Source organism: Thioalkalivibrio sp. (genome assembly GCF_041685615.1).
In the GTDB taxonomy this organism is placed as follows: Bacteria; Pseudomonadota; Gammaproteobacteria; order Ectothiorhodospirales; family Ectothiorhodospiraceae; genus Thioalkalivibrio.
Genome location: NZ_JAWLFK010000030.1, coordinates 7,240 through 32,237 on the forward strand (window position 1 = coordinate 7,240; position 24,998 = coordinate 32,237).

A 24,998-nucleotide genomic window follows, 5' to 3' on the forward strand; every position below is an offset into this window, starting at 1 on the left:
AGGGAGAAACACCATGACGTTCGTCGTTATCGATAACTGCATCAAGTGCAAGTACACCGACTGCGTTGAGGTCTGCCCCGTCGACTGCTTCCATGAAGGCCCGAACTTCCTCGCCATCGATCCGGACGAGTGCATCGACTGCACCCTGTGCGAACCCGAATGCCCGGCCGAAGCCATCCTCCCAGAAGACGACGTACCAGAGGATCAGCTTCATTTCATAGAGTTGAACGCCGAACTGGCCCGCACCTGGCCGGTCATCACCGCGCGCAAGGACCCGCCAGAAGACGCCGAAGAATGGGACGGCGTCGAGAACAAGCTGCAGTACCTGGAGCGCTGACCCCGGTCGAGCCAGCCCCGGTCAGCCGGCTGTTCCGTGCGGAGCCGTGCCGAGGCACGCGCCCGGACGATGCGCCACGCAGGAATCAGACCCTTTTCCAGTCCGGCCCCGCACGACACCCGTCCTTCGCGCTACACGCCCCGGGGAACCTCCACGCGTAATCACCTCCGCGGCTGGCCGCGGAGGCCCCGCTGCACATGCTTGATGGTCGCCCCGATACGGAAGAAGGCACGGCATTCCGGGGCTCGGAAGCACCGCCTCGATCGGTCTGGCGATCGGGAGCACCACGAAGGCATTGCGCAAGCCCAGGCGGAACGCCAGCACCCCATCCCTGCGCTACCGGCAGGTCGAACACCCTGGCCAGCCACCGGCGCGGAGAGAGCCAGGGCACTGGTCACCAGGCTGAGCAGGACCGGATACGGCTCCAGCCGCCCACGCATCCGCGAACGCGGCCTGGGAACGGCACAAGCCGCTTACCAGAGCCAGGTCTCGGGCTGTTCGATGGCGCGGTTGTCGCTGTTGGCCAGCAGGCCCTTGATGCAGCGCACCAGCAACCAGATGATCAGGGCCAGGAAGATCAGGAAGCCGATACCGATCGGGGACGTGATGACCCCGATCACGGCGAACAAGAGCCCAATCCAGAACGTGCGGATCTGGTAGGTGAAGTGCGAGACACTCACCGAGTCGGCCTCGCCACGCTTGATATAGGCGATGATCAATCCGGCGATGGCGGTCAGCGCGGTCAGGAAGCTCACCAGGTAGAGCACGTACACCACGGTGACCATGGTGCCGTCCTTGCGCGGCCCGGCCGCGGGCTCGCTCACCTCACTGCGCACGACTTCCGGTTGTGGATCTTCTAACACCGGGTACCTCCTGTGGATTGGCTCATGCAGCCAACTTAGCAGACTTGTCCGGTGACTACCCGGGCCCGCCCAGCACGATGAGCACGATACCTGCCAGGGCGAAGACAAAGCCAGCCAGCTGCACTCGCGACATGCGCTCCGCCTGAAAGAGACGCGCCATCAGCGCGGTCGGGGCCGGCGACAGCGCACCGGCCACGGCGATAATCGACAAGAGCCCCATGCGCACGGCCACCACGAACGCGAGCGATGCCGCCGCCTGAAACAGCCCGGCGAGTGACAGCAGTACCAGTGTGGACCGGCTCATCCCCGTCTGCGGGCGGCGGATCAGCATCACCACGAGCAACGCCGCCGCGCCCACCGCCGACGTGGCCACCACCGGCCACAGCGGCGAGCCGGCCTCGGCCTGGTTGAGGAACACGAAGACCAGGCCGAAGCAGCCCCCGGCAATGGTCGCGTCCACCAGCCCGCGCACCGGGTGCTCGCCCCGGGCCAGCGCCATCAAGCCACGCACGGGTTCGTCCAGGCGCCGCGGGCTGGCCTTGCGGGACCCGCCCGAGATCATCCCGATCGCCACCACGATAGCGGCGACCCCGGACAGCGCCAGTGGTCCCGGTTGCTCGCCCATCACCAGCCCGACGAGCAGCGGCACCAGGGCCGAGATCACCCCGGTCACGGCGGCCACCAGTCCCATCGAGCCCTCGGCCAGGCCGTGGTAGTAGGCCAGCAGTCCCAGGGCCAGGGCGAGCCCCGAGGCACCCCCCCAGAGCAGGGCCTGGGTGCCCGGAAGTCCCGCCAGCGGGAGAGCAATCACGAGCAGCGCGACGGTGGCCAGGATCTGCGAGTAGCAGGCCACCACCAGTGCCGGGATGCGCCGGGAGGCCAGGCCGCCGAAAAAGTCACCGGCGCCGAATCCAAGGGCCGTCAGCAACCCCAGGAAGAAGGCCATTTCAGGCCCGGGCCCGACGAGGGCCCGTCATCCGGCGCGCCTAGTCGCCGGCATCGTCGAGCATGTCCCGCAGGGCTTCTTCGCTTCCGGCATGATCAACGTCGGTCACCACGCCCTCGCCATCCAGCAGGACCACGGTCACCTGCTCGGGCTCATGCGGCAGGAAACCGGCATCGGCCTCGCTGGAGGTGACCACGATGGAGTATTCCCGTGCCTGCATGCGCGGCAGCACCACATTCTGCATCGGTTGCGACGGCATCTCGTGGATGTCGGCGATGTAGACGATCCCCTCGCGCTCGGCGGGGTTCATCTCGCTCAGGACCGCGTTGGCGACGCCGGCCGGGGCCGCCTCGACGGTCTTCAGGATCACGCGGGCATTGCCCGGCAGCTCGATCGGGTTCCCGTGCTGGTCATTCAGCGTGCGCTCGGGAAACGGCTGGCCCTCGGCGAACTCGGGCTCCGGACCGCCCCCGGACATGCAGCCGGCCAGCAGCCCGGCTGCGAGCAGCAGGGTGGCGGACAGAAGGGATCGGGCAACAAGCGACATGGCAGTTCTCCTGCGGATCGAGATATGGGATCGAACACACGCGGGTGCGCGCGACAGCGCCGCCGATGGTAACGCATCCAGCGCGTCAGTAGACTGCAACCACCTTCACGGACGACCGCCCGCATGCTGCACTCGCTGATCAAGCTGCTGCGCCCGCACCAGTACATCAAGAACGGTTTCGTGTTCCTCGGCGTGGTGTTCGCGCACGAGTGGGGCGAACCCGGGACGGTGCTCGCCGCCAGCGTGACCTTCCTCGCATTCTGCGCGATCGCCAGCGCGGTCTACGTGCTGAACGACATCGTCGACGTCGAGGCCGACCGCCGCCACCCGACCAAGCGCGAACGCCCGATCGCCAGCGGCGCGATCGCGATCTCCACCGCCTGGGCGATCTTCGCCACCGCGGTCATTGTCGCGCTGGTCCTCGCGGCACTGGTCAGCACCTGGGTGATCGCGCTGATCCTGACCTACCTGGTGCTGAACGTGGCCTATTCCTGGTCGCTCAAGCACATCGTGATCCTCGACGTCTTCAGCATCGCCGCCGGGTTCATGCTGCGCATCCTCGCCGGCACCCTCGGCCTGGGGATCGAACCCTCGCAATGGCTACTGCTGTGCGGGCTGATGCTGACGTTGTTCCTGGGCTTCTCCAAGCGCCGGGCGGAGCTCGCCGATGGCGCCATCGAACACACTCCGGATCAGGACGGGACGCGGCGCGTGCTGCACGACTACAGCGTCAGTCTCCTGGATCAATTCATCGCCATCAGCGCCGCCTGCACCGTGCTCGCCTACGGGCTCTACACCGTCAGCGCCGAGACCATCGCGCTGCACGGCACGGACGGGCTGATCTACACCCTGCCGTTCGTGATCTACGGCATCTTCCGCTACCTGTTCCTGCTGCACGCGCGCGGCGCCGGCAACGACACCTCGCGCGACCTGGTCACCGACCCGCACCTGCTGGCCACGGTCGCGGTATGGATGGGCGTGACCCTCGCCGTACTCGCATGAGCGCGGTGCGGCTCTCCGGCTGGCGCCTGCGCGCGGTGATGCTCTCGATCATCGTTGCCGTCGCGCTGTATCTCGGGGTCGTGCTGTGGGCAGGGGCGGACGAGGTCTGGCGCGCCCTGAAGCTGGTGGGCGCCGGCGGCGTCCTGCTGGCCCTGGGGCTGTCGCTGGTGAACTACAGCCTGCGCTTCACCCGCTGGCAGCTCTACCTGCGCACCCTGGGCCATGCCGTCCCGACGCGCGCCAGCCTGCATATCTATGTGGCCGGCTTCGCCCTGACCACCACGCCCGGCAAGGCCGGCGAGGCGCTGCGCGGGGTGCTGCTGAAGCGCCGCCGGGTGCCCTACCCGGACAGCTTCGCCGCCTTCGTCTCCGAGCGCCTGTCCGACCTGATCGCGGTGGTGCTGCTGTCGATGCTGGGGCTGACCCTGGTGACCCAGGGCACCTGGCTGATCGCGGCCGGCGCGGCCTTCATCCTCGCGGCGCTGGTCGTGCTGTCCTGGCGGCGGCCACTGGCCTGGCTGCAGCGCATCAGCGACCGCCCGGGCCGGCGCCTGTGGCGCAGCCTGCACCATATCGCGACGATCCTGTTGCAGGCCCGGCGCTGCCACCGTCCGGCCCTGCTGGCCGCGGCCACCGCCCTCAGCGTCATCGCCTGGAGCGCCGAGGCCCTCGCCTTCTGGTGGATCCTCAATGCGATGGGCTTCGAGGTCAGCTTCGCCTTCGCCGCCTTCGTATTCGCGCTGGCCATGCTGGCCGGGGCCCTCAGCTTTCTGCCCGGTGGGCTGGGCGGCACCGAGGCGGTCATGGTCGGCCTCCTGCTGTGGGCCGACATGCCGCCGGCCGACGCCATCGCGGCGACCATGCTGATCCGCTTCACCACCCTGTGGTTCGCCGTGATCCTCGGCCTGATCGCATTGGCCACCAACCCCGAGGCCCGCGGCCACGAACGCCCGGTTCAACCCCATGCGTAACGGTTCCATTGTAGGAGGCCAGCCCCCTGGCCGATTGGGCGTCATGCTGTCGGGCTGTACCCGAGGGAATGTCGTACACCCTGCAACCGGGGGCCTGCGAATGCGTGGACGCCCGCGCATTCAGGCGCAGAGGATATTAGCTGCGCCCAATTGGCCAGGGGGCTGGCCTCCTACCGGGGATCGCAACGACGAGGTGGGCGGGTCATGACTGCCAGCTGGAACCGCATACCCCGGGTGGAACACACCACCGAGGTTGCGCTGGACCGGCGCGGGCAGGGCCTGCCCGACGTGCCTCGCCCCCTGCTCGCCCACGGCCTCGGGCGCAGCTATGGCGACGTCTGCCTGAATCCGGAAGCCTCGCTACTGCATACCCCGGGGCTGGATCGCTTCGTGGCCTTCGACGCCGCCACGGGGCGGATCACCGCGGAGGCCGGACTGACGCTGGATGCCCTGCTGCGCTTCGCGGTGCCGCGCGGCTGGTTCCCGCCGGTGGTGCCGGGTACCCGTTTTGTCACCCTCGGCGGCGCGGTGGCCAACGACGTGCACGGCAAGAACCATCACCAGGCCGGCAGCTTCGGCGACCACGTACTCGGGCTGACCCTGCGCCGTTCCGACGGCCAGGTGCTGGAGGTCACCCCCGAGACCACCCCCGACTGGTTTGCCGCGACGATCGGCGGCCTGGGCCTGACCGGCCTGATCGAGACGGTGACCCTGCAGCTGGCGCCGGTCCGCAGCGCCTGGATGCGCGCCTGGTCGCAACGCTTCGAGTCTCTGGAGGCGTTCTGGGAGCTGAACACGCAGGCCGAGCGCGAGTGGCCCTACACCGTCGCCTGGATCGACTGCCTGAACCCGGGCCCCGGCGGGCGCGTGGGTCGCGGCATCTACAGCGCCGCGCGACACGCGACCGTAGCGCCCCGCCAGGAGGCCCCGCGCGAACGCCGCCGCAGCATCCCGCTGGACCCGCCGGTCTCGCTGGTCAACCGCCTGACCCTGCGGGCCTTCAACCACCTCTACTACCGCCAGCCGGTGCACGCCACGCCGCGCGCAGTTCATCACCGGCCCTGGCTGTTCCCGCTGGACGCGATCCGGCACTGGAACCGCATCTACGGGCATCAAGGCTTCTACCAGTATCAGTGCGTACTGCCCCCTCATGCCGCACGGGACGGCGTGCAGGCCCTGCTGGATGCGATCGCCGCCAGCGGCCAGGGCTCGTTTCTCGCGGTGCTCAAGACCTTCGGCGACCGGCCCGCGCCGGGCCTGCTGTCCTTTCCCCGACCCGGTGCCACGCTCGCGCTGGACTTCCCGGAGAAGGGCCGCGACACCGAGCGCCTGTTCGCGCGCCTGGACGCGATCGTGCAGGAGGCCGGCGGTGCCCTGTACCCTGCGAAGGACGCGCGCATGCCGGCCGAGATCTTCCGCCAGGGGTTCCCCGGCTGGGAGGTCTTCGCCGAGTATGTGGACCCCGAATTCTCCTCCGGCTTCTGGCGCAGGGTGACCGCATGAACCCAATGAAGAACGTTGTCCTCTTTGGTGCCACCTCGGCCATAGCCTCCGCGGTGGCGCGGGAGCTGGCGGAGACCGGTGCGCGGCTGTTCTGCGTGGCCCGCGACGGCGAGGCCCTGGAGGCCCTGCTGGCCGACCTGCGGGTGCGTGGCGACGACCCGGAGGGCACGCGCATCCTCGGCGCAACAGCGGATCTCGCGGACATCGACGGCCACCCGGCGTTGTGGCAGCAGGCGCAGGAGGCCCTGGGCGAGGTGGACAGCGTGCTGCTGGCCTGGGGCACCCTGCCGGATCAGGCCGCGTGCAACGCTTCGGTGGAGGAGACCCTGCAGGCGATCCACATCAACGGCACCAGTGCCATCGCCCTGCTGGCCCGCATCGCGCCGGACTTCGAGACCCGGGGCCGTGGCGTGATCGCCGCCATCGGCTCGGTCGCCGGCGACCGCGGGCGCCAGAGCAACTACACCTACGGCACCGCCAAGGGCATGCTCGCGATCTACATGCAGGGGCTGCGCAACCGGCTGTTCTTCAGCGGGGTGGACGTGGTCACGCTCAAGCCCGGCTTCGTGCGCACCCCGATGACCGAGGGCTTCAACCGCGCCGGCGCCCTGTGGGCCGAGCCGGAAACGGTCGCCCGCGGCATCGTCCGCGCCATGCGCCGCGGCCGCGACGTCGCCTACCTGCCCGGCAAGTGGTGGGTGATCATGACCGTCATCCGCCTGATCCCCGAATACCTGTTCAAGCGCCTGAAGCTATAACCCTGAAGCCATAACGATGAACCGGAATGACACGCGGCAGATCGTGCTGTTCGACTTCGACGGCACCCTGACCCGGCGCGACAGCCTGTTCCCCTTCCTGCGCCACACGCTGGGGACATCGGCCTTCCTCCGCCGCCTGCCGGACTGCCTCCCGGCGCTGACCGGCCTGGCGCTGAAGCGCCTGTCCAACCAGGACGCAAAAGAGATAGTGCTGACCCGCATGCTGGCCGGGGAGACCCTCGCCCACCTGCAGGCCAGGGGCCGCGAATTCGCCGACCGCGCCCTCGACCACCTGCTGCGCCCGGCCGGCATGCGCGCACTGCAGGCCCACCAGGCTGCGGGTCACGACTGTGTACTGGTCTCCGCCTCGCTGGATGTCTGGCTACAGCCCTGGGCCGAGCGCCACGGAGTCACCGGCGTGGTCAGCTCGCGCCTCGCGGTGGATGACGCCGGTCGCGTCACCGGGCGCCTGGACGGCACCAACTGCCGGGGCGCCGCCAAGCCGGCGGCGGTCGCCGCCTGGCTGGCCACCCTGCCCCCGGACGAGCCGGTGGACCTGATCGCGGCCTACGGCGACAGCGCAGCCGACCAGCCGCTGCTGGAGATGGCCGGCAGCGGCTACCGGATGCGTCGGGGCCGCTTCCGGCGCGTCCACGGACCCGCCCTGGAGGGTGCCCCCGAGTGAGACCGACACCCACCTCGTGGCCGTGGCTCGCACGCCACTACGGCGCGATCCTGCTGGCCGTCCTGCTGCTCAAGATCGGCATGGCATGGGCGCTGCCGATCACCGGCGACGAAGCCTATTTCCTGATCTGGGGGCACAACCCGGATCTGGGCTATTACGACCACCCGCCGATGATCGGCTGGTGGCTGACCGCAGTGCTGGCGCTGACGGACCACCCGCTCGCGATCCGCGCGTTGGGGATCTTTGCCTCCATGGCGCCAGCGCTCGCGATCTTCCTCTGGTGGCGACACACCGATCCGGTCCGCGCGCGCCTCGTGTCGCTGCTGGCGCTGTTCATGCCGCTGTTCTTCATCGCGGTCATCACCGCGACGGACACCCCGCTGATCCTGTTCGCCCTGCTCGCCACCGGCCTCGCCTGGCTGGCGCTGCGCACCGGGCGCGCGGCCTATTTCCTGCTCGCCGGGCTGGCCCTGGGGCTGGCATTCCTGTCCAAGTACTTCGCGGTCCTGCTGGGCATCGCGCTGGGGCTGCACATCCTGCTGTTCGCGCGGCACCACTGGCGCGGCCTCCTGCTGATCCTCCTCGGCGTGGTGCCGGCGGTGGCCCTCAACCTGTACTGGAACTGGGGCAACTGCTGGTACAACGTGATGTTCAACATCGTGAACCGGCACGGCGACGGCGGCTTCGACCCCGGCAACTGGCTGACCTACGCGATCCTGCTGATCTACCTGTTCACGCCCTGGCTGCTGTGGTTCTATGCGCGTCAGTGGCGGGCCCTGGTCGCCGGCATCCGCGACCACCAGCTGGGCGTGTTCCTGTCCGCCGGACTGATCCCGCTGCTCCTGTTTGCCCTGCTCGCCCCGTTCAAGAGCATCGGGCTGCACTGGCTGGCCGCCTTCGCGCCCTTCCTGCTGCTGCCCGCGCTGTTCCTGGCGCGGCGTTCGCTGACGCTCGGAGTATGGCTTTCCGGAGCCCTGGCAGCACTCCACGCGATCGCGATCCTGACGATCGCGCTGATGCCGGTGGAATGGCTGAAGGGCCAGGATCGCTATGCCGACGCGGTGTTCTACCTGGCGCCGGAATCGGTGGCCGCGGCGGTCAACGAATACGACGCCGACTGGCATGTCTTCACCCGCAGCTACTCGCGCTCGGCGGTGCTGGGCTACTACGCCGGGCGCGCGGTCGGGGTGTTCGGCCCCGGCTCCCACTACGGCCGCCAGGACGACCTGCTGACCGACTTCCGCGCCCTGGACGGGGCCAACCTGCTCTACGTCCCCACCCGCGGCGTGCTGGACCCGGCGCAGGTGGAGCCCTTCTTCGACGAGGTGCGCGTACGCGAAGTGACCATCCGCGGCGTCGCCTGGACCCTCGCCGAAGGCCGCGGCTTCGACTACGCCGCCTACCACGACCAGGTCGTGGAACCGGTGCTCGCCCGCTACTACGACTTCCCGGACTGGCTGCCCGAGGGCCGCTGCGCCTTCACCGACCGCTACACCCAGGATCCCGAATCGCCGCGTCGTTGACCGGGGCTTTTACGGTCGGGATACTCGAGACCCGTGGCGTCCCGCAACGTTTCCCACAGGGGGCGAAATGATCCCCGGCCATGTGCTACCTGGACCAGGACCCTCGATGGCGACTGCGATCATCCGGCGAGACCGTCACAGGACCGTCGCGGACCCATGGTGGCGGCATGCCGTGCGTACGCTGGCCTTGATGGTCTTGTTTCTGAGCGGATGCGGTGCGCCCGACAAACCGCCCCTGCGGGTCGCAACGATCGAGTGGATCGGGTATCAGCCCCTGAACATCGCCCTGGACCGGGGTGAACTGCCGCGCGACGACATCCGGCTATCCCATTTCACATCCAACACCGAGTCCCTGCGGGCATTCCGCAACGGCAACGTCGATGTGGCCGCACTGACCTTGGACGAAGCCCTGCTGCTGCGCGCCGACGGGCACGACATCCGGGTCATCCTGCTGATGGACTATTCCCACGGCGCGGACACCATCCTGGCCCGCCCGGGCATCGCGACGCTCGCCGAACTCGAGGGGCGCCGTATCGGCGTCGAGAACTCGGCCGCCACCGCGTACCTGCTGGCACGCGGGCTGGAGCACGGCGATCTCGAGGCCGACGCGGTGGAGGTCGTTCGCGTGGATGCTGGACGGCATGCGGAGGCCTTCCGCCGCGGCGAGGTCGACGCCCTGGCCACGTTCGAACCGATCCGCAGCCGTCTGTTGCAGGAAGGGGCCGTGGAGTTGTTCGACAGCACCCGCATCCCGGGCGAGATCGTCGACGTACTCGTCGCACACCGTTCGGCCCTGCAAAGCCAGCGCAGACACCTGTCGGACCTGGTGAACGCCTGGTTTCGGGCCCTGAAGCATCTGGAACAGGACCCCGTGGATGCGCGCGCCATCATCGGACGTCATACCGAGCTTCCCCCAGAGCACTCGCAGCAGGCGCTGGACGGGGTGCAATTTCCGTCGCGCGCGGACAACTGCCGCGCCCTGGCGAACCACGGCCAAATGCTGCACGACACCACCGGTCGGCTGGCCGAGCTGATGCGCGAGAATGACCTCCTGGCCGGGGGTGTGGAACTGGACACGCTGTTCGACAACCAGATCGTGAAATCGGCGGCGTGCCCCGGCAAGTCGGCAGGGCACGCTGGATGACCCGCTGGCTCTACCGTTTCCCGGTCAATGTCGCGCTGCCCCTCCTGCTGTTCGCGGTGGCCCTGGTCCTGTCGGCGCTCTATACGATTGCCCTGATCGAAAACCAGAAGGAAGCCATCCTGGAAAACGCCGAGCGCGAACTGACCAACGAGGTCAGCCGGTTACAGCGCCTCGTGCAAATTACGATCAACCAGTCCGACGATACCCGCGTCCAGGCAGAGATTGCCGCCCTGGGTCCCGATATCCGGGTCCGCCTGGCACGGGTAATCGATGACCAGGACCGGGTTCTGGCCGCCCTGGATCGCAGCGCAGTCAACCGCCCCCTGCGCGACAGCCTGAACGGGAAAGGCACCACGGAGCTTGGCGAGCCGATCATGGAATTGCTGTCAGCGGCACGGGAGCAACGGGCCGCGCGAGTGAAGTACTTCCCCGAAAGCACCACCCTCGTTGCCACCGCCCACCTCGAGATCATCGACTCGGCCACCCGACTCGGACCCAGTCCTTCAGGCGCACTCATCCTGGCCTGGGATCTGTCCTACCCGTTTGCCCAGGCGCAACAGGCAGCGCTTCATTCGGCGGCACTGATGAGCCCGGTGCTGCTGGCCGCGTTCGCCGGCCTGTGGTGGCTGCTGTACACCGTGCTCGGCCGCCGTCTGAGCCTGTTGACCCATGCCGCCGAGCGCATTGCCAGGGGCGAAACCCGCCTGCGCGCATCGGTCACGGGCAAAGACGAAATCGGACGGCTGGCCGCCGCGTTCAACCGCATGACCGACACCCTCGTCGCAAGACAGGAGGCACTGCGGACCAGCGAGCAGCGGCTGCACCTGGCGCAGCACTATGCCGGCATCGGGAGCTGGGAATGGGATCTTGCCAGCGACCGCGTCGTCTGGACCGAACAGACCTACCGCTTGTTCGGGGTGGCCCTGGACGACCCGGACATCTCCTTTCAGCGCTTTCTTGAACAGATCCTGCCCGAAGATCGCGAACGGGTGCGCGAAGCGATCGAATCGGCGTTCGAGACCGGTGAGCGCTACGTGGTGGAACACCGCGTGCGCGGCCCGCAGGGCGAGATCCGTTGGGTTCTTGGCCAGGGGGACACGCTGCGTGACACCAACGGGGCGCCGCTGCGCATGTACGGCGTGGTGCAGGACATCACGCAGACCAAGCAGGCCGAGGAGGCCCTGTTCCGCGAGAAGGAGCACGCCCAGGTCACCCTGTCCTCGATTGGCGACGGTGTGATCACGACCGATACCAACGGCTGCATCCGTTTCCTGAACCCGGTAGCCGAATACCTGACGGGCCACGACAACGAAAGTGCCCAGGGCAGGCCGCTGACCGAGGTCTTCCACATCCTGAACGAAGTCTCGCGCCAGCCGACGAGCGACCCGGTCGAGCGCTGTCTGCAGGAGGGGCGCATCGTCGGACTGGCCAACCACACCATCCTGTTGCGTCCCGATGGCGAGGAGTTTGCCATCGAGGACTCGGCCGCACCGATCCGCGACCGCGACGGCGAGATCACGGGCGTTGTTCTGGTATTCCATGACGTCACCCAGGCGCGCGAAATGTCCCATCAACTCTCCTGGCAGGCCAGTCACGACCCACTGACCCAGTTACCCAACCGACGCATGTTCGAGGACCGTCTGCAGCAACTGGTCGCGGGTCCGGAAAACCCGCAACGGTCCGAGCACCACACCCTGCTGTACATCGACCTCGACCAGTTCAAGGTCGTCAATGACATTGCCGGCCACCCCGCCGGCGACCAGATGATCCGCCAAGTGGGCAGTCTGATGCTGGACCAGGTCCGCGAGACCGACTTGCTGGCCCGGCTAGGCGGCGACGAATTCGGGGTTCTCCTGGCGCATTGTGACGTCGATCATGCGAAGCGCGTCGCGGATGCTATCCACTCGGTGCTCGACGGATTCCGCTTCAACTGGGAGAACCGAATATTCCGCATCAGCGCCAGCATCGGGATCATCGAATTCCATCCCGGGGCCCAAACCCTCGCCGAGTTGCTGAGCCGGGCCGACATGGCGGTGTATGCAGCCAAGAATGCGGGCCGCCACCGCTCGCACGTCTTCCACTTCAACGATGCCGAACTCCTGCGACATCACCGCGAGATGGACTGGGCCACCCAGATCTCGGACGCCGTTGAAAACAACCGGCTGGTGCTGTTTGCCCAGGAAATCCATCCGTTGAGCGAACCTCTGCAGGGAGATCCAGACCGGGGGCTGTCTTTCGAGATCCTGGTGCGGCTGCGCAACACAGAAGGCCATCTGATCGCTCCGGGAGTATTTCTTCCGGCCGCCGAGCGCTTCAACCTGATCAGCATCGTGGATCGCTGGATCATTACCCGTGCATTCTCGATGGTGGCGGCACACCTCCGCGAGCATGGCGACCAGAGCATCCGCCACTGTGCGATCAATCTTTCCGGGGAAACGCTTGGAGATGAGAGTCTGCTGCCGTTCATCAAGACTCAGCTCAGCCTGCACCACTTGCCTGCTTCGACTTTCTGCTTCGAGATCACCGAGACGGCGGCCATCTCCAACTACCAGGCCGCCCTGCGATTCATCCGCGACCTGCGCGCAATGGGCTGTCGCTTTGCACTGGATGACTTCGGTTCGGGCCTGTCCTCATTTGCCTACCTGAAGACCCTGCCGGTCGACTTCCTGAAGATCGACGGCAGTTTTGTGCGCGGCATCGACGAGGACCCGGTCAACCGGGCCCTCGTCGGGAACATCCACAACATCGGCCATCTACTGGACAAGCAGACCATTGCCGAATTCGCCGAGGACGCCGTCACCATCGCGCGCCTGCGCGAACTGCGGGTGGACTTTGCCCAGGGCTACGGGCTCCATCGCCCCGAACCGCTGGAAGATCTGCTGGGCAAAAACTGAGTCCATTCAAAGCACCGGGTTGCGTAGCACGGTAGAGTGGGCGCACGTTCAGTCACGGAGATCTCACCCCTCATGCCTACGGGAAACCAGTCCATGTACCGCGTTCGCCGCACTCTCTTGATCACGGCCCTCGCCTTGATGGTGACAACGGGCGCCCCCGCGATCGCCCAGCAAGTGGGGCAGCCCGACCAGCCGCAACAGTCCGGCCAGCAACAGGAACCGGAAACCACGCTCTATGATGACTGGGAGGTGGCCTGCGTCGAGACCCCGGAAGGCGAACGCTGCCGGATGCAGCAAACGCTGGAGATCCAGGACGAGCAGGCCCAGGGCCTGTTCCTTCAGGCGACTATCCGCCGCGAGGGTGACCAGCACGTAATCGAAGTGCTGGTACCGCTGGGCGTGGACCTGCGGCCCGGCATCCGCATGCAGGTCGATGACGCCGGGGAGGAGATGGACGCCGGCTACGTGACCTGCGTGCAGCAGGGCTGTGTCGCCGGGCGCGAACTGAACAACCAGCAGATGAGTGCACTGCGAGGCGGACAGGCCCTCACGGTGGCCTTCCGCGCCCTGCACCAGGAACAGCCATTCGTCTTTGACGTGTCCCTGATGGGCTTCACCGACGCCAGCAACCAGTTGCAGTAACCCCGACACCCGTCCACGGCCGAGCCGCCAGGAGACGACACGATGCCACGCGTATCGGCCACGCACCCACCGGACGGCGGCTTCCCCGGGCGCGGGCGGTCACGCACCCGGCGGGCGGTCGCGACCATGGCCGCGGCCGCACTGCTGTGGTGGATCCTCGCCGGCAGCGCGGCGCTGCTCGAACCACTGGCCCTGCTCGCCATCCTGCTGGCCGGGGGTGCCAGCCTGCTTCTGCCGGCCGGGCGCCCGCTCCCGTTACGGCTCCGCGCCCTGCCAGCCCTTCTCGGATTGTTCCTGCGCAGCTCGTTCGTGGGCGGACTGGATGTCGCGCGCCGCGCACTGGACCCGCGCCTGCCGATCGAGCCCGGCTTCATGACCTACCGGGTCGATCTGGCCCATGGTCCGCCCCTGACCCTGTTCATGGCCGTGATCAGCCTCCTGCCCGGCACGCTCAGCATTCGGCTGGAGGGCCGATTGCTGACCCTGCATGTGCTGGATCGCGACGCCGACACCCGGGCGGCGCTGATCACTCTGGAACGACACATCCGGGCCGCCTTCCGCGACCCGCGTGACCACCGCGACAAACGCAACGGGCAAACCGCGTGAACGTCTTCTACCTGAGCGCGGCGCTGTTCCTGCTGGGCACCATCCTGCTGGGTCTCGTTCGCGTGCTGCGCGGGCCGGGTTCCGGGGACCGGATGCTGGCGGCACAGCTGTTCGGCACCACCGGGGTGACGATCCTGCTGCTGCTGTCGCTGGCACTGGAGGAATCCGCCCTGATGGATGTGGCGCTGGTCTTTGCGCTGCTGGCGGTGGTCGCGGCCGTGGCCTTCGTCCGCCAGCACGGCCTGCCGGAACCACCGGATACCCCGATCCACAGCCAGCAAGCGGAATCCGCCGAGCCGGAGGAGCCGAACGATGATCGCTAATGCCCTGACCGGGGTACTACTCCTGGCGGGGCTTGTGTTCTTCGCCGCCGGCACCGCCGGGCTGCTGCGCTTCCCCGACGTCTACTCGCGTCTGCATGCGCTGACCAAGGCCGACAACGTCGGGCTCGGGCTGGTGGTACTCGGACTGATGTTTCAGGCCAGCGGTCCGGCGGACATCCTCAAGCTACTGCTGATCTGGCTGCTGGTCCTGGCCGCGGGGACCACCGCCGCGCACATGGTGGCGCAACGGACCTGGACCCACGGGGAGTTCGAGTCGGATCGATGAACGGGCTGCTGGTCCTCTTCGATCTGGTCCTGCTGGCCGGCATCGTCGGGGTGGCCTGGCGTTGCCTGGCGAGCACCGACCTGTTCCGGGCCGCGGTGCTGTTCGTTACCTTCGGGTTGCTGCTGGCCCTGGCCTGGGTGCGGCTGGAGGCGCCGGACATCGCGCTCGCCGAGGCCGCCATCGGCGCGGGCATCACCGGCGCCCTGCTTCTGGTCACCCTGGAACGCCTGCGCAGCATCATGGCCGAGCGGCGCAGCGGCCGCCCACATACACCCCCGCCCGATCCCACCGGGCCGCATGCCCTGCTACGGGCGCTGCACGACCCGCCGCCTGAACGCCGGACCTTCATCCCCGCGCTGACCTTTGCCCTGGTGGTCGGCGCCCTGCTGGTCACAACGCTGTGGCACCAACCCCCGTCGATGGGCCTGGAGCCGGTGGTGGATGCCCACATGGACGCCTCCGGCGTCGATCACCCGGTCACCGCAGTACTGCTGAACTTCCGCGCCTATGACACCTTCCTCGAGCTGGCGATCGTGCTGATTGCTTTGCTGGGCGCATGGTCCCTTGGGCGGCATGACCTGATCCCGGCCCGCCCGGCTCCGGGCCCGATCCTCCCCGGCACCCTGCGTCTGCTGGTGCCGGTCGCGATCGTCACCGGGGTGTACGTGCTGTGGGCCGGGAGCCACGCCCCCGGTGGAGCCTTCCAGGCCGGGGCCATCCTCGGTGCGGCCGGTATCCTGCTGGTCCTGGCGCGACCGCGCCAGCTGCCAATGGCGCCGGGGGTGCCACTGCGCCTGGGTATAACCGCCGGCGTCGCCGTGTTCCTGCTGGTGGGGCTATACGGCCTTGCCGCCGGGCACGGCTTCCTCGGCTATGACAGGGCCTGGGCCTATCCCCTGATCATCCTGATCGAGGTCGCGGCGACGCTCTCCATCGCGCTGACCCTGGTGGCCCTGTTCGTGGCCGGGCGCCCGGCCGGGGACGACGCATGAGTGGCCTCGCCGAGACGGTTGTCCACGCTCTGACCCCGGGCCTGCTCTATCCCACCGGAGGGGCGACCCTGTTCGCCCTTGGCCTGTACGGGCTGATCCGACGGCATCATCTGGTGCTGCGCATCCTGGCCCTGAACATCATGGGCTCGGGCGTGTTCATGGTGCTGCTGGGTGTGGCGGCCCGCGGCGAAGGCCCGCCGGACCCGGTGGCACAGGCCCTGACCCTGACCGGCATCGTGGTCGCGGTCAGCGCGACCGCCTTCGCCCTGGGCCTGGTGGTGCACCTGACGCGGCTGACCGGCCACGCGGTGATGCTGCCCGGGCCGCCCGACGACGATGCCGCGATGGCAGACACCTCGCGCGGAGAACATCATGCCGACGGCGGCCCTGACGCTCCGCCCTCGGACGAGGACCCGCCCTCGTGACCCCGGCAGATGCCGAGTTGCTCCCGGCGGGGATCGCCGGGCTGGTGGGACTGTCGCTGGCCGTGGCGGTCCTGGCAACGGCCTGGACGCGCCAGGCCCATCGCATCGGCCTGCTGGGGGCGCTCGCGGTCACGGCCTGGGTGCTCGGTCTGAGCGCGCTGTTCCTGAACGCCGGGCCGGATCCGGAGACCGCAGCGACACGGGTGGCACTGGGGGGCTGGGACGCCCCTCTGGGCCTGATGCTGCAGCTGGATGGGCTCTCCATGACCCTGCTGGTGCTCACCGCCGTGGTGGGGCTTGCGACCAGCCTCTACAGCCTGGGCTATGTGCATGATCGCATCGAACGCCGCCAGTTCTGGCCGCTGTGGCTCTGGCTCTGGGCCGGACTGAACATGCTGCTTCTCTCCGGCGATGCCTTCAACCTGTACATCACGCTGGAGGTGGTCTCGCTGTCCGCAGTAGCGCTGGTCGCACTCACCGGCACGGCCGCGGCGGTCTCCGGCGCGATGCGCTATCTGCTGGTCAACATCCTCGGCTCGCTCAGCTTCCTGATGGGCGTGGTGCTGTTGTTCGGGGAGCACGGGGTCCTCGACCTGGTGCTGCTGGAGGCACGCACCGAGGCGGGCCCGGCCGAGCGCATGGCCGCCGTGCTGATGACCGCCGGACTCATGCTCAAGGCCGCGCTGTTCCCGCTGCATGTCTGGTTGGCTCCCGCCCACGGTTCGGCCCCGGCGCCGGTCAGCGCGGTGCTCTCCGGACTGGTGGTTACCGGGTCGTTCTATCTGATCCTGCGTCTGTGGATGGGCGTGTTCGCCCCGCTGGCCACCCCGACCTTTGGCATCCTCGTCGGACTGCTGGGTGTGGGGGCACTCGTCTGGGGCTCGCTTCAGGCCCTGCGCGCCGGCCGCCTCAAATCGATTGTGGCCTATTCCACCGTGGCCCAGTTCGGCTACCTGCTGGTGGCCTTCCCGCTGATGCTGGTGGATCCGGACGCCTGGCGGGTGGTGGTGTTCTTCGCCGTTGTCCACGCGCTGGCCAAGGCCTCGGTCTTCCTCGCGGCGGGTACGCTGCAGCACGCCGCCGGCCATGATCGGCTGGCCGACCTGGGCGATGTACTGCGGGGGCGGCCGCGCACGGTCTTCGCCCTCGGGCTGGCCGGCGTCAGCCTGATGGGACTGCCGTTCACCGGCGGATTCATCGCCAAGTACCTGCTCCTGGAGGCCGGTCTGGGTACGGTCCTGGCTGGTAGCGTCTTCGGCGTGCTGTGGGTGCTGGCGATCGCCGGCGGCGGCCTGCTCGCGGCCGCCTACGTGCTGCGCATGGTGGCCCCGTCATTCCAGCGCGGGCGTGCGGACGCCGGCGAGGCGAGCTCGCCGTGGATGGACTGGGTGCCGCTGGGCCTGGCAACCGTCGCGGCGCTCGCCGGGCTGGCCGGGACGCTGACTCTTAACACGCTCGCGCTGACGCCGGGGGCCCCCTGATGGACAGCGGCTGGCTGCTGCTCGCGATCCTGTTCAGCTCCCTCGGGCCAGGGATCGCAATCTTTTTCCTGCCCGGGCATCGCCAGGGCCTGCGCACCACGCTGAACCTCGGCGGCGCCGGCGCCAAGCTGGCGCTGGTGGGCATCCTCCTCGCCGGGGTGCTGCGCGGCGACGAATACCGCTTCAGCCTGCCGCTGATGCCGGGGATCGACCTGGTACTTGCGGCCGATGCGCTGTCACTGCTGTTCGCCACTCTTTCGGCCGTGCTGTGGTTCGTGACCACCATCTACGCGATCGGCTATCTGGAGGGTTCGCCCCGGCGCAGCCGCTTCTTCGGGTTCTTCTCGCTGTGCGTCAGTGCCACGGTGGGGATCGCCCTGTCCGGCAACCTGATTACCTTCCTGATCTTCTACGAGATCCTGACGCTGGCGACCTGGCCGCTGGTGGTCCACCGCGGCACCCCGGCGGCGGTGCGGGCCGGACGGCTCTATCTCGCCTACACCCTGAGCAGCGGACTGGTCCTGTTCACGGCGATTGTCTGGCTCGCGCTCCTGGCCGGGGCCGAGGGCTTTTCCCCGGGCGGGTACCTCGACGGCCTGGCAGACACCCACGCGACCACCCTGCAGATCCTGTTCGTGCTGCTGATGATCGGCTTCGGGGTGAAGGCGGCGCTAGTGCCGCTGCATTCATGGCTGCCTATCGCGATGGTCGCACCGGCGCCGGTCAGCGCGCTGCTGCACGCGGTGGCCGTGGTCAAGGCCGGGGCGTTCGGCATCGTCCGCGTGGTCAACGACGTCTACGGGGCCGAACTGGCGATCGAGCTGGGCCTGACTGCGGGCCTGCTGGTGGTGGCGGCCATCACGATTATCTACGGCTCCATCCAGGCGCTGCGCACCGACGACCTGAAGCAGCGGCTGGCCTTCTCGACCATCAGCCAGGTCTCCTACATCATCCTGGGCGTGGCGCTGGCCGGGCCGCTGGGCCTCATCGGCGGGCTGGTGCATCTGGTGCATCAAGGCATCACCAAGATCACCCTGTTCTTCTGTGCCGGCAACTTCGCCGAAACCCTGGGCATCCACCGCATCAGCGAGCTGGACGGGGTCGGCCGGCGCATGCCACTGACCATGCTGGCCTTCACCCTGGGGGCGCTGGGGATGATCGGCCTGCCGCCACTGGCAGGATTCGTGACCAAGTGGCATTTGGGCCTGGGGGCGCTAGAGGCCGGCATGCCCTGGTTGTTGGGCGTGCTGGCCCTCAGCAGCCTGCTGAACGCGGCCTATTTCCTGCCGCCGGTGATCCGTGGCTGGCTCGGCGAGCGCCGCGAGCCGTGGCATGAACCGCTGCAGGCGCATGCCGGGCCCACCCGTTTCGAGACCCACTGGATGCTGCTGTTTCCGGTGGTCTTCACCGCCGTATTGGGTCTGCTGGTCGGCCTGTTCGCGGGGCTGGGGCTGAGCCCGCTGGGCTGGGTCAGCCTGATCGTGCAGCGTCACTACGCGCTGCCGGGGTTCCAACCGTGAGCGGCGCCATCCTGCTCGCCGTCCCGCTGCTGCCATTGCTGCTGGCGGTGTTCATCGGCCTGCGCCCGGGGCAGGCAAGGCTGAACCGCCTGGTGCCCTGGGCCGCGCTCCCCGGACTTGTGCTCGCCGCGCTGGCCCCGACCGGGCTGGAGGCGACCTTCGACAACCTGCTGATGGGGACTCATCTGGCCGTCGACCCAACCGGGCGGGCGTTTCTGGCGCTGACCGCGGGCCTGTGGCTCGCGGCCGGGTTGTTCGCCCTCGGCGAGCGGCGGGGCGATACCCGACGCCATCGCTTTTACGTGTTCTGGCTGCTGGCGCTGGGTGGCAACCTGGGCCTGATCCTCGCGCAGGACGCCCTCGCGTTCTACCTGTTCTTTTCCCTGATGAGCCTGTCGGCCTACGGCCTGGTGGTCCACTCCGGAAAACCGGGGGCACGGCGCGCCGGACGCGTGTACCTGATCCTTGCGGTGCTGGGCGAGGTCCTGCTGTTCGCGGGGCTGGTCCTGGCCGTATATTCGGCGGGGCAATCCAGCCTGGCAGCCGTGGCGGCGGAGCGTCCAGAGGGCTGGACCCTGGCACTGCTGGTCCTGGGACTGGGCATCAAGGCCGGCATGCTGCCGCTGCACTTCTGGCTGCCTCTGGCCCATCCGGCGGCCCCGGTGCCCGCCAGCGCCGTGCTGTCCGGGGCAATGATCAAGGCCGGTCTGCTGGGCTGGATACGGCTGCTGCCGATCGATGCCGCCGGCCACGCCGTGCTCGGCGAGACCCTGGTCCTACTGGGCCTGGCAGCGGCCTTCCTCGGGGTCCTGGTGGGTGTCCTGCAGGTACGACCGAAGACCATCCTTGCCTACTCCAGCATCTCGCAGATGGGCCTGATGACGGTCGGCATTGGCCTGGCCCTGTTGCTGCCGGAGTCGCGCGGCTGGCTGCTGGCCGCTGTCACGCTGTACGCCGTTCACCACGGACTGGCGAAGGGCGCCCTGTTCCTGACGGCGGGTATGCAGGTCCAGTGGCCGGTCACATCCCTGGCCCGCGCCGCCTTTGTCCTGTTCACCCTGTTACCGGCCCTGTCCCTGGCCGGGCTACCTTTCACCAGCGGCGCGCTGGCCAAGAACACGCTCAAGAGCCCACTGGCGCCCGACGCGCTGCCCGGCTGGCTTGCCCATACGGAGTTGCTGCTGACCCTCGCCGCGGCGGGCACCACCGTGCTGCTGCTGCGTTTCCTGTGGCGCTGGCAGGCGGGACTTCGAGGACCCGCCGACGGAATCGACCGGCAACGGTGGTGGGCCTGGGGCAGTCTTGCACTGATCGGGTTGTTGCTCCCGTTCGGGGTCCTGGTCGCCGGACCCGGTGGCCTGCCGTTCGAGCCACGGGACCTGTATGGCCTGGCCCTGTTGTGGCCCATCATCCTGGGGTTCTCACTCGCCGGTATCGCCTACCGGCTGATCCGCGACCGCGAGACCCCGCGCGTGCCGGAGGGCGACCTGGCCGTTCTGGCCGAGGCCGTCTGGAGTGCCGCCCGCCGCACCCGCCGAAACCTGGCCCTGCCACCCCCCCGGCCACGCCGGATGCCGGCACGCCTGCGGATGCTGCGCCGGAAACTGCGCCAGCGCCTGGAAGACGCCGAACGCCTTCTGAGCCGGTGGGAGACGATCGGGCTGCTGTTCTCCGCCACGATGCTCGGGCTCTACCTGACGCTGCTGGTCGGATAGCCCCTTACCACGGGCACGAAAAAGGCCGGCCCGGAGAAATCCCGGGCCGGCCTTGCACAACTTGAGGGCTTACCGATCAGTTCTGATCGATGAAGTCCGCGGTGAAATCGGCCACGTCATCCGCGAAGAAGTCGCGGAAGAAGTGGCCCGCGCCGTCCACGGTCATCAGGGTGATGTCGCCGCTGTCCTTTACCGCCTCGACCTTCTGCGGCAGATCCGGCACCACGTCGTCCTCCGAACCCACGATCACCAGCGTCGGGATCTGCATCCCGCGGATCACCGAGGGGGTGTCGTTCTGGGGGGTCGGGTCGTAATAGCCAAGGAAGGCGCGCGGGGTCACGTCCAACTCCTCGCAATAAAGGAAGCGCACGTCCTCCATCAGGGTCTCGTCCTGGTCCATGCGCTGCAGTTCGCGGGCACGATCCAGAACGACCTGCAGCGGCTCGCCGCTTTGCTCCTCGTACTCGGCGGCGGCCTCGTCCTCATCGAAGGTGGAGGCCGCCAACAGCACCAGGGCGCGGATGCCGTCCGGGTCGTGCTCGGTCAGGTAGCGCGCAACCTGATTGCCGCCGCGCGAGTGGCCGAAGAGGGTGACCGCGCCGTAGCCCTCGTCCTGCAGCCACTCGTGCCACAGGCGGACCTCCTCCAGGTGGTCATCGACCCCGTGGCGCACCGGGGCATCGCACTCGAACATGCCCTCGCGGGCGTCGATGCCATAGCTCAGATTGATCGACAGCGAGTTCAGGCCATGCTCCGCGAACAGATCCTGCATCGCCGCCATCAACTCCATGCGCCCGTGCGCCAGCGTACCGTGCAGCATCAGGACCACGCCGTCGGAGGGGGTCGCCCCCATGCCTTCCTGCATGTGACCGACCAGGGTCCGGTCATCATGTTCGAGCGTGACCCTCTCCGCGGCCATCGCCGAGGTAGTAAACAAGCCAGCGACCGCGAGGGCGGTCAGTGCGATCCAGCGTGACATGGGCAACGCTCCTTGGTGGTAACAGTGGATGAGTAGACTCGCCCGGAATGGGAAAATTCCACCGCAGGCCCGGGATGGCCCCTGACAGCATAAGCCGTGCGGCGCATGATAGGACCATCCGGACCGAATGCCTGGCCATCACCTCCCTGGGAGACGCATGAGCGATCGCACCCCATCCCCCGACTGGCACGCACTGAAGACGGACGAGGTATTCCAGCGTCTGGAGGCGAACGAGCACGGGCTCGCCTCCACCGAGGCGGAGGCGCGGCTGAAGGAAACCGGCCCCAACTGCCTGCCGGAGACCGCGCGCACCGGCCTGATCCGGCGCTTTTTGCTGCAGTTCCACAACGTGCTGATCTATGTACTGATCGCCGCGGCCATCGGCACCGCCTTGCTCGGTCACTGGCTGGATACCGGCGTGATCCTCGGCGTAGTGCTGATTAACGCGATCATCGGCCATATCCAGGAAGGCAAGGCGGAGAAAGCTTTGGACGCCATCCGCCAGATGCTGTCGCCACGCGCCCAGGTGCTGCGCGACGGCCAGCGACGCACTATCCCGGCGGAAGAACTGGTCCCGGGGGACATCGTCTACCTGCAGGCGGGAGATCGCGTTCCGGCAGACCTCCGCCTGACCAGTGCCCACAACATGCGCATCGACGAGGCCGCGCTGACCGGTGAATCGGTCGCCAGCGAAAAGCAGACCGCCGTGGTGGAAGCAGAGGCTGGCCTCGGCGACCGTATCTCGATGGCGTACTCCGGCACGCTCGTCGCCTTCGGCCAAGGGCGCGGCGTGGTGGTCGGTACCGGGGCCGACACCGAGATCGGCCGCATCTCCACCATGATCCGCGAAGTGGAGAGCCTCACAACGCCCCTGCTGCGCCAGATCGCGCAGTTCGGCCGCTGGCTATCGGGGGCGATCGGCATACTGGCCGTGGCCACCTTCGCCTTTGGCTTCTGGGTACGTGACTACGACCTGGTGGAGACCTTCCTTGCAGCGGTCAGCCTCGCGGTCGCGGCGATCCCCGAGGGTCTGCCGGCGATCATGACCATCACCCTGGCGATCGGGGTCCAGCGGATGGCCACGCGCCACGCGATCATCCGCCGTCTCCCGGCAGTCGAAACACTCGGCTCGGTCACCACCATCTGCTCCGACAAGACCGGCACCCTCACGCGCAACGAGATGACAGTGAGGAGCATCGTCTCCACCGCGGCGGAGTACGAATTGACCGGAGTGGGCTATGAGCCGCATGGCGGGATTACCCGCGACGGCCAGGAGGCCGATCCGGAATCCGACCCGATACTTGCGGAAATCCTGCGCGGCATCCTGCTGTGCAACGATGCCGAGGTCTACCCGAAGGACGACGCCTGGACCATGGAGGGCGACCCTACCGAGGGGGCGCTGATCACTGCGGCGATGAAGGGCGGACTGGACCCGAAGGAGGTCAACGAACGATATGCACGCGACGACCTGATTCCCTTCGAGTCGTCCTACAAGTTCATGGCCACCCTGCATCACGATCACGAAGGCGGGGCATTCGTCTTCCTGAAGGGCGCACCGGAACGCGTGCTCGCCATCTGCAGCCACCAGCGAACCGCCGATGGCGAAGCGCCACTGGACGCCGAACACTGGCAACAGTGGATGGACGGCGTCGCAGCGCGCGGCCAGCGTCTGCTCGCCCTGGCCACCCGGCGCATGGAGGATCATCGCCAGGAGCTGGAGTTTGCCGACATCGAGAACGGCGGGCTCACTCTGGTCGCCGTCTGCGGCATCATCGACCCACCCCGCGACGAGGCCATCGAGGCCGTGGCCCACTGCCAGCAGGCCGGCATCCGCGTAAAGATGATTACCGGCGACCACGGCGTCACGGCACGCGCTATCGCCGATGAACTGGGCATCAGCACCGAGGGCGGCGTGGTGGTGGGTCACGAGCTGGAGAACGCCACCGATGCCGAGCTGGAGGACCGGGTCCGCCACGTGGATGTGTTCGCCCGTGCCACACCCGAGCACAAGCTGCGCCTGGTACGCGCCATCCAGAGCCACGGCGACGTGGTCGCGATGACCGGCGACGGCGTCAACGACGCCCCGGCCCTCAAGCGCGCGGATGTCGGGGTCGCCATGGGCATCAAGGGCACCGAGGCCGCGCGCGAGGCCTCCGAGATGGTGCTGGCCGACGACAACTTCGCCTCCATCGCCAACGCGGTGGAAGAAGGCCGCACGGTCTACGACAACCTGAAGAAAGCCATCCTGTTCCTGCTGCCTACCAACGGCGGGCAGGCCTTCACCATCGTCGCCGCGATTCTGCTCGGCCTGACGCTGCCGCTGACCCCGGTACAGGTGTTGTGGGTCAACATGGTCACCGCCGTGACCCTGGCGCTGGCGCTGGCCTTCGAACCGACCGAACCCGGCGTGATGCAGCGCCCTCCACGCCCGCCGCGCACCCCCCTGCTGTCCGGGTTCCTGATCTGGCGCGTGGGGTTCGTCTCGGCGCTATTGGTCGCCGGCACCTTCGGGCACTTCCTGTGGCTGGAACAGCAGGGCGTGGCCGACGAATTCGCCCGCACCGTGGCCATCAACACCCTGGTCATGGGTCAGCTGTTCTTCCTGTTCAACAGCCGCTACATCCTGGAGCCGTCGTGCAGCCGCGAGGGCCTGTTCGGCAGCCGCCCCGTCCTGATCGCCGTTGGGGCCCTGATCCTGCTACAGGGCCTCTTCACCTATAGCCCAACGCTGCAGTTCCTTTTCGGCACCACCGCCATCGGCCTGCAGGAATGGGCCCGCATCCTCGTATTCGGCATCGTTCTGTTCACCATCGTCGAATTCGAAAAGGCCTTCCTGCGCCGCCGCGGCTTCAACCC

At 68.0% G+C, this 24,998-nt stretch carries 23 protein-coding genes; 19 read left to right on the top strand and 4 right to left on the bottom strand.

Annotation, left to right across the window (positions count from 1 at the left end):
• Window positions 1-13 precede the first annotated feature (13 nt).
• On the top strand, window positions 14-337 hold the full coding sequence (gene fdxA / locus ACESLR_RS07560) for a ferredoxin FdxA (protein WP_024326238.1): 324 nt from the start codon (window positions 14-16) through the stop codon (window positions 335-337).
• A 473-nt stretch (window positions 338-810) separates the two neighbouring features.
• On the opposite strand, the gene ACESLR_RS07565 is transcribed toward fdxA, so the two are convergent.
• The 3 genes from ACESLR_RS07565 to ACESLR_RS07575 are packed head-to-tail and all read right to left on the bottom strand — an operon-like array spanning window position 811 to window position 2,693.
• Window positions 811-1,200 carry a DUF4870 family protein gene (locus ACESLR_RS07565; protein ID WP_373025024.1) on the bottom strand — a complete coding sequence of 130 codons (390 nt, stop codon included), beginning with the start codon at window positions 1,198-1,200 and terminating at the stop codon, window positions 811-813.
• Between the two features lie 55 nt (window positions 1,201-1,255).
• Window positions 1,256-2,146: an EamA family transporter gene (locus tag ACESLR_RS07570; RefSeq protein ID WP_373066946.1), complete on the bottom strand. Its 891-nt coding sequence runs from the start codon at window positions 2,144-2,146 to the stop codon at window positions 1,256-1,258.
• Between the two features lie 40 nt (window positions 2,147-2,186).
• Window positions 2,187-2,693, bottom strand: a complete 507-nt coding sequence (locus ACESLR_RS07575) for a hypothetical protein (protein ID WP_373066950.1) — start codon at window positions 2,691-2,693, stop codon at window positions 2,187-2,189.
• Between the two features lie 123 nt (window positions 2,694-2,816).
• Here ACESLR_RS07575 and ACESLR_RS07580 point away from each other — a divergent pair, with 123 nt between their 5' ends.
• The 17 genes from ACESLR_RS07580 (at window position 2,817) to ACESLR_RS07660 (ending at window position 21,163) form a co-directional block, all read left to right on the top strand.
• Complete coding sequence (locus tag ACESLR_RS07580; protein ID WP_018876283.1) at window positions 2,817-3,695, top strand: decaprenyl-phosphate phosphoribosyltransferase; 879 nt, start codon at window positions 2,817-2,819, stop codon at window positions 3,693-3,695.
• Window positions 3,692-4,666 (top strand): YbhN family protein, encoded by a 975-nt coding sequence (locus ACESLR_RS07585; protein WP_373066957.1) that lies wholly within the window; start codon window positions 3,692-3,694, stop codon window positions 4,664-4,666. The genes ACESLR_RS07580 and ACESLR_RS07585 overlap by 4 nt, the downstream gene beginning before the upstream one ends.
• Before the next feature lie 204 nt (window positions 4,667-4,870).
• The gene (locus ACESLR_RS07590) at window positions 4,871-6,169 is read left to right on the top strand and encodes an FAD-dependent oxidoreductase (protein ID WP_373066961.1); all 1,299 of its coding nucleotides are present in this window, start codon (window positions 4,871-4,873) and stop codon (window positions 6,167-6,169) included.
• Window positions 6,170-6,174: 5 nt separating this feature from the next.
• Window positions 6,175-6,927 carry an SDR family oxidoreductase gene (locus tag ACESLR_RS07595; protein WP_373066969.1) on the top strand — a complete coding sequence of 251 codons (753 nt, stop codon included), beginning with the start codon at window positions 6,175-6,177 and terminating at the stop codon, window positions 6,925-6,927.
• Window positions 6,928-6,943: 16 nt separating this feature from the next.
• Complete coding sequence (locus ACESLR_RS07600; protein ID WP_373066965.1) at window positions 6,944-7,612, top strand: HAD-IB family hydrolase; 669 nt, start codon at window positions 6,944-6,946, stop codon at window positions 7,610-7,612.
• Window positions 7,609-9,135, top strand: coding sequence for an ArnT family glycosyltransferase (locus ACESLR_RS07605; protein WP_373025681.1), 1,527 nt, complete (start codon window positions 7,609-7,611; stop codon window positions 9,133-9,135). The genes ACESLR_RS07600 and ACESLR_RS07605 overlap by 4 nt, the downstream gene beginning before the upstream one ends.
• A 106-nt stretch (window positions 9,136-9,241) precedes the next feature.
• Window positions 9,242-10,279 (top strand): ABC transporter substrate-binding protein, encoded by a 1,038-nt coding sequence (locus ACESLR_RS07610; RefSeq protein WP_373025680.1) that lies wholly within the window; start codon window positions 9,242-9,244, stop codon window positions 10,277-10,279.
• Window positions 10,276-13,173: an EAL domain-containing protein gene (locus tag ACESLR_RS07615; RefSeq protein ID WP_373025678.1), complete on the top strand. Its 2,898-nt coding sequence runs from the start codon at window positions 10,276-10,278 to the stop codon at window positions 13,171-13,173. Before ACESLR_RS07610 ends, ACESLR_RS07615 begins: the two co-directional genes overlap by 4 nt.
• A 72-nt stretch (window positions 13,174-13,245) precedes the next feature.
• Window positions 13,246-13,815, top strand: a complete 570-nt coding sequence (locus tag ACESLR_RS07620) for an invasion associated locus B family protein (protein ID WP_373025676.1) — start codon at window positions 13,246-13,248, stop codon at window positions 13,813-13,815.
• Window positions 13,816-13,857: 42 nt separating this feature from the next.
• Entirely contained in the window at window positions 13,858-14,421 is a 564-nt protein-coding gene (locus tag ACESLR_RS07625) for a Na+/H+ antiporter subunit E (protein WP_373025674.1), read from the top strand.
• Window positions 14,418-14,744, top strand: coding sequence for a monovalent cation/H+ antiporter complex subunit F (locus tag ACESLR_RS07630; protein ID WP_373025672.1), 327 nt, complete (start codon window positions 14,418-14,420; stop codon window positions 14,742-14,744). The genes ACESLR_RS07625 and ACESLR_RS07630 overlap by 4 nt, the downstream gene beginning before the upstream one ends.
• Entirely contained in the window at window positions 14,734-15,030 is a 297-nt protein-coding gene (locus ACESLR_RS07635; protein WP_373025671.1) for a monovalent cation/H(+) antiporter subunit G, read from the top strand. Before ACESLR_RS07630 ends, ACESLR_RS07635 begins: the two co-directional genes overlap by 11 nt.
• Window positions 15,027-16,022: a hydrogenase subunit MbhD domain-containing protein gene (locus ACESLR_RS07640; protein ID WP_373025670.1), complete on the top strand. Its 996-nt coding sequence runs from the start codon at window positions 15,027-15,029 to the stop codon at window positions 16,020-16,022. Before ACESLR_RS07635 ends, ACESLR_RS07640 begins: the two co-directional genes overlap by 4 nt.
• Window positions 16,019-16,447 carry an NADH-quinone oxidoreductase subunit K gene (locus tag ACESLR_RS07645; RefSeq protein WP_373025669.1) on the top strand — a complete coding sequence of 143 codons (429 nt, stop codon included), beginning with the start codon at window positions 16,019-16,021 and terminating at the stop codon, window positions 16,445-16,447. The genes ACESLR_RS07640 and ACESLR_RS07645 overlap by 4 nt, the downstream gene beginning before the upstream one ends.
• Window positions 16,444-17,928, top strand: coding sequence for a complex I subunit 5 family protein (locus ACESLR_RS07650; RefSeq protein WP_373025668.1), 1,485 nt, complete (start codon window positions 16,444-16,446; stop codon window positions 17,926-17,928). Before ACESLR_RS07645 ends, ACESLR_RS07650 begins: the two co-directional genes overlap by 4 nt.
• Window positions 17,928-19,448, top strand: coding sequence for a complex I subunit 5 family protein (locus tag ACESLR_RS07655; RefSeq protein ID WP_373025667.1), 1,521 nt, complete (start codon window positions 17,928-17,930; stop codon window positions 19,446-19,448). Before ACESLR_RS07650 ends, ACESLR_RS07655 begins: the two co-directional genes overlap by 1 nt.
• Window positions 19,445-21,163, top strand: coding sequence for a complex I subunit 5 family protein (locus ACESLR_RS07660; protein ID WP_373054401.1), 1,719 nt, complete (start codon window positions 19,445-19,447; stop codon window positions 21,161-21,163). The genes ACESLR_RS07655 and ACESLR_RS07660 overlap by 4 nt, the downstream gene beginning before the upstream one ends.
• A gap of 76 nt (window positions 21,164-21,239) precedes the next feature.
• On the opposite strand, the gene ACESLR_RS07665 is transcribed toward ACESLR_RS07660, so the two are convergent.
• A complete protein-coding gene (locus ACESLR_RS07665) occupies window positions 21,240-22,142 on the bottom strand; it encodes an alpha/beta hydrolase (protein ID WP_373025664.1) in 903 nt (300 codons plus the stop codon).
• 157 nt (window positions 22,143-22,299) lie between these two features.
• Here ACESLR_RS07665 and ACESLR_RS07670 point away from each other — a divergent pair.
• A partial coding sequence (locus ACESLR_RS07670; protein ID WP_373025662.1) for a cation-transporting P-type ATPase occupies window positions 22,300-24,998 on the top strand: 2,699 nt, incomplete at its 3' end.

Excerpts from the sequence above, each read along its gene's own strand:
- ACESLR_RS07585 (WP_373066957.1), top strand. The coding sequence starts at position 3,692 with ATGAGCGCGGTGCGGCTCTCCGGCTGGCGCCTGCGCGCGGTGATGCTC.
- ACESLR_RS07580 (WP_018876283.1), top strand. The coding sequence starts at position 2,817 with ATGCTGCACTCGCTGATCAAGCTGCTGCGCCCGCACCAGTACATCAAG.
- ACESLR_RS07570 (WP_373066946.1), bottom strand. The coding sequence starts at position 2,146 with ATGGCCTTCTTCCTGGGGTTGCTGACGGCCCTTGGATTCGGCGCCGGT.
- ACESLR_RS07625 (WP_373025674.1), top strand. The coding sequence starts at position 13,858 with ATGCCACGCGTATCGGCCACGCACCCACCGGACGGCGGCTTCCCCGGG.
- ACESLR_RS07620 (WP_373025676.1), top strand. The coding sequence starts at position 13,246 with ATGCCTACGGGAAACCAGTCCATGTACCGCGTTCGCCGCACTCTCTTG.
- ACESLR_RS07655 (WP_373025667.1), top strand. The coding sequence starts at position 17,928 with ATGGACAGCGGCTGGCTGCTGCTCGCGATCCTGTTCAGCTCCCTCGGG.
- ACESLR_RS07615 (WP_373025678.1), top strand. The coding sequence starts at position 10,276 with ATGACCCGCTGGCTCTACCGTTTCCCGGTCAATGTCGCGCTGCCCCTC.
- ACESLR_RS07635 (WP_373025671.1), top strand. The coding sequence starts at position 14,734 with ATGATCGCTAATGCCCTGACCGGGGTACTACTCCTGGCGGGGCTTGTG.
- ACESLR_RS07600 (WP_373066965.1), top strand. The coding sequence starts at position 6,944 with ATGAACCGGAATGACACGCGGCAGATCGTGCTGTTCGACTTCGACGGC.
- fdxA (WP_024326238.1), top strand. The coding sequence starts at position 14 with ATGACGTTCGTCGTTATCGATAACTGCATCAAGTGCAAGTACACCGAC.
- ACESLR_RS07575 (WP_373066950.1), bottom strand. The coding sequence starts at position 2,693 with ATGTCGCTTGTTGCCCGATCCCTTCTGTCCGCCACCCTGCTGCTCGCA.
- ACESLR_RS07610 (WP_373025680.1), top strand. The coding sequence starts at position 9,242 with ATGGCGACTGCGATCATCCGGCGAGACCGTCACAGGACCGTCGCGGAC.
- ACESLR_RS07590 (WP_373066961.1), top strand. The coding sequence starts at position 4,871 with ATGACTGCCAGCTGGAACCGCATACCCCGGGTGGAACACACCACCGAG.
- ACESLR_RS07595 (WP_373066969.1), top strand. The coding sequence starts at position 6,175 with ATGAAGAACGTTGTCCTCTTTGGTGCCACCTCGGCCATAGCCTCCGCG.
- ACESLR_RS07645 (WP_373025669.1), top strand. The coding sequence starts at position 16,019 with ATGAGTGGCCTCGCCGAGACGGTTGTCCACGCTCTGACCCCGGGCCTG.
- ACESLR_RS07665 (WP_373025664.1), bottom strand. The coding sequence starts at position 22,142 with ATGTCACGCTGGATCGCACTGACCGCCCTCGCGGTCGCTGGCTTGTTT.
- ACESLR_RS07640 (WP_373025670.1), top strand. The coding sequence starts at position 15,027 with ATGAACGGGCTGCTGGTCCTCTTCGATCTGGTCCTGCTGGCCGGCATC.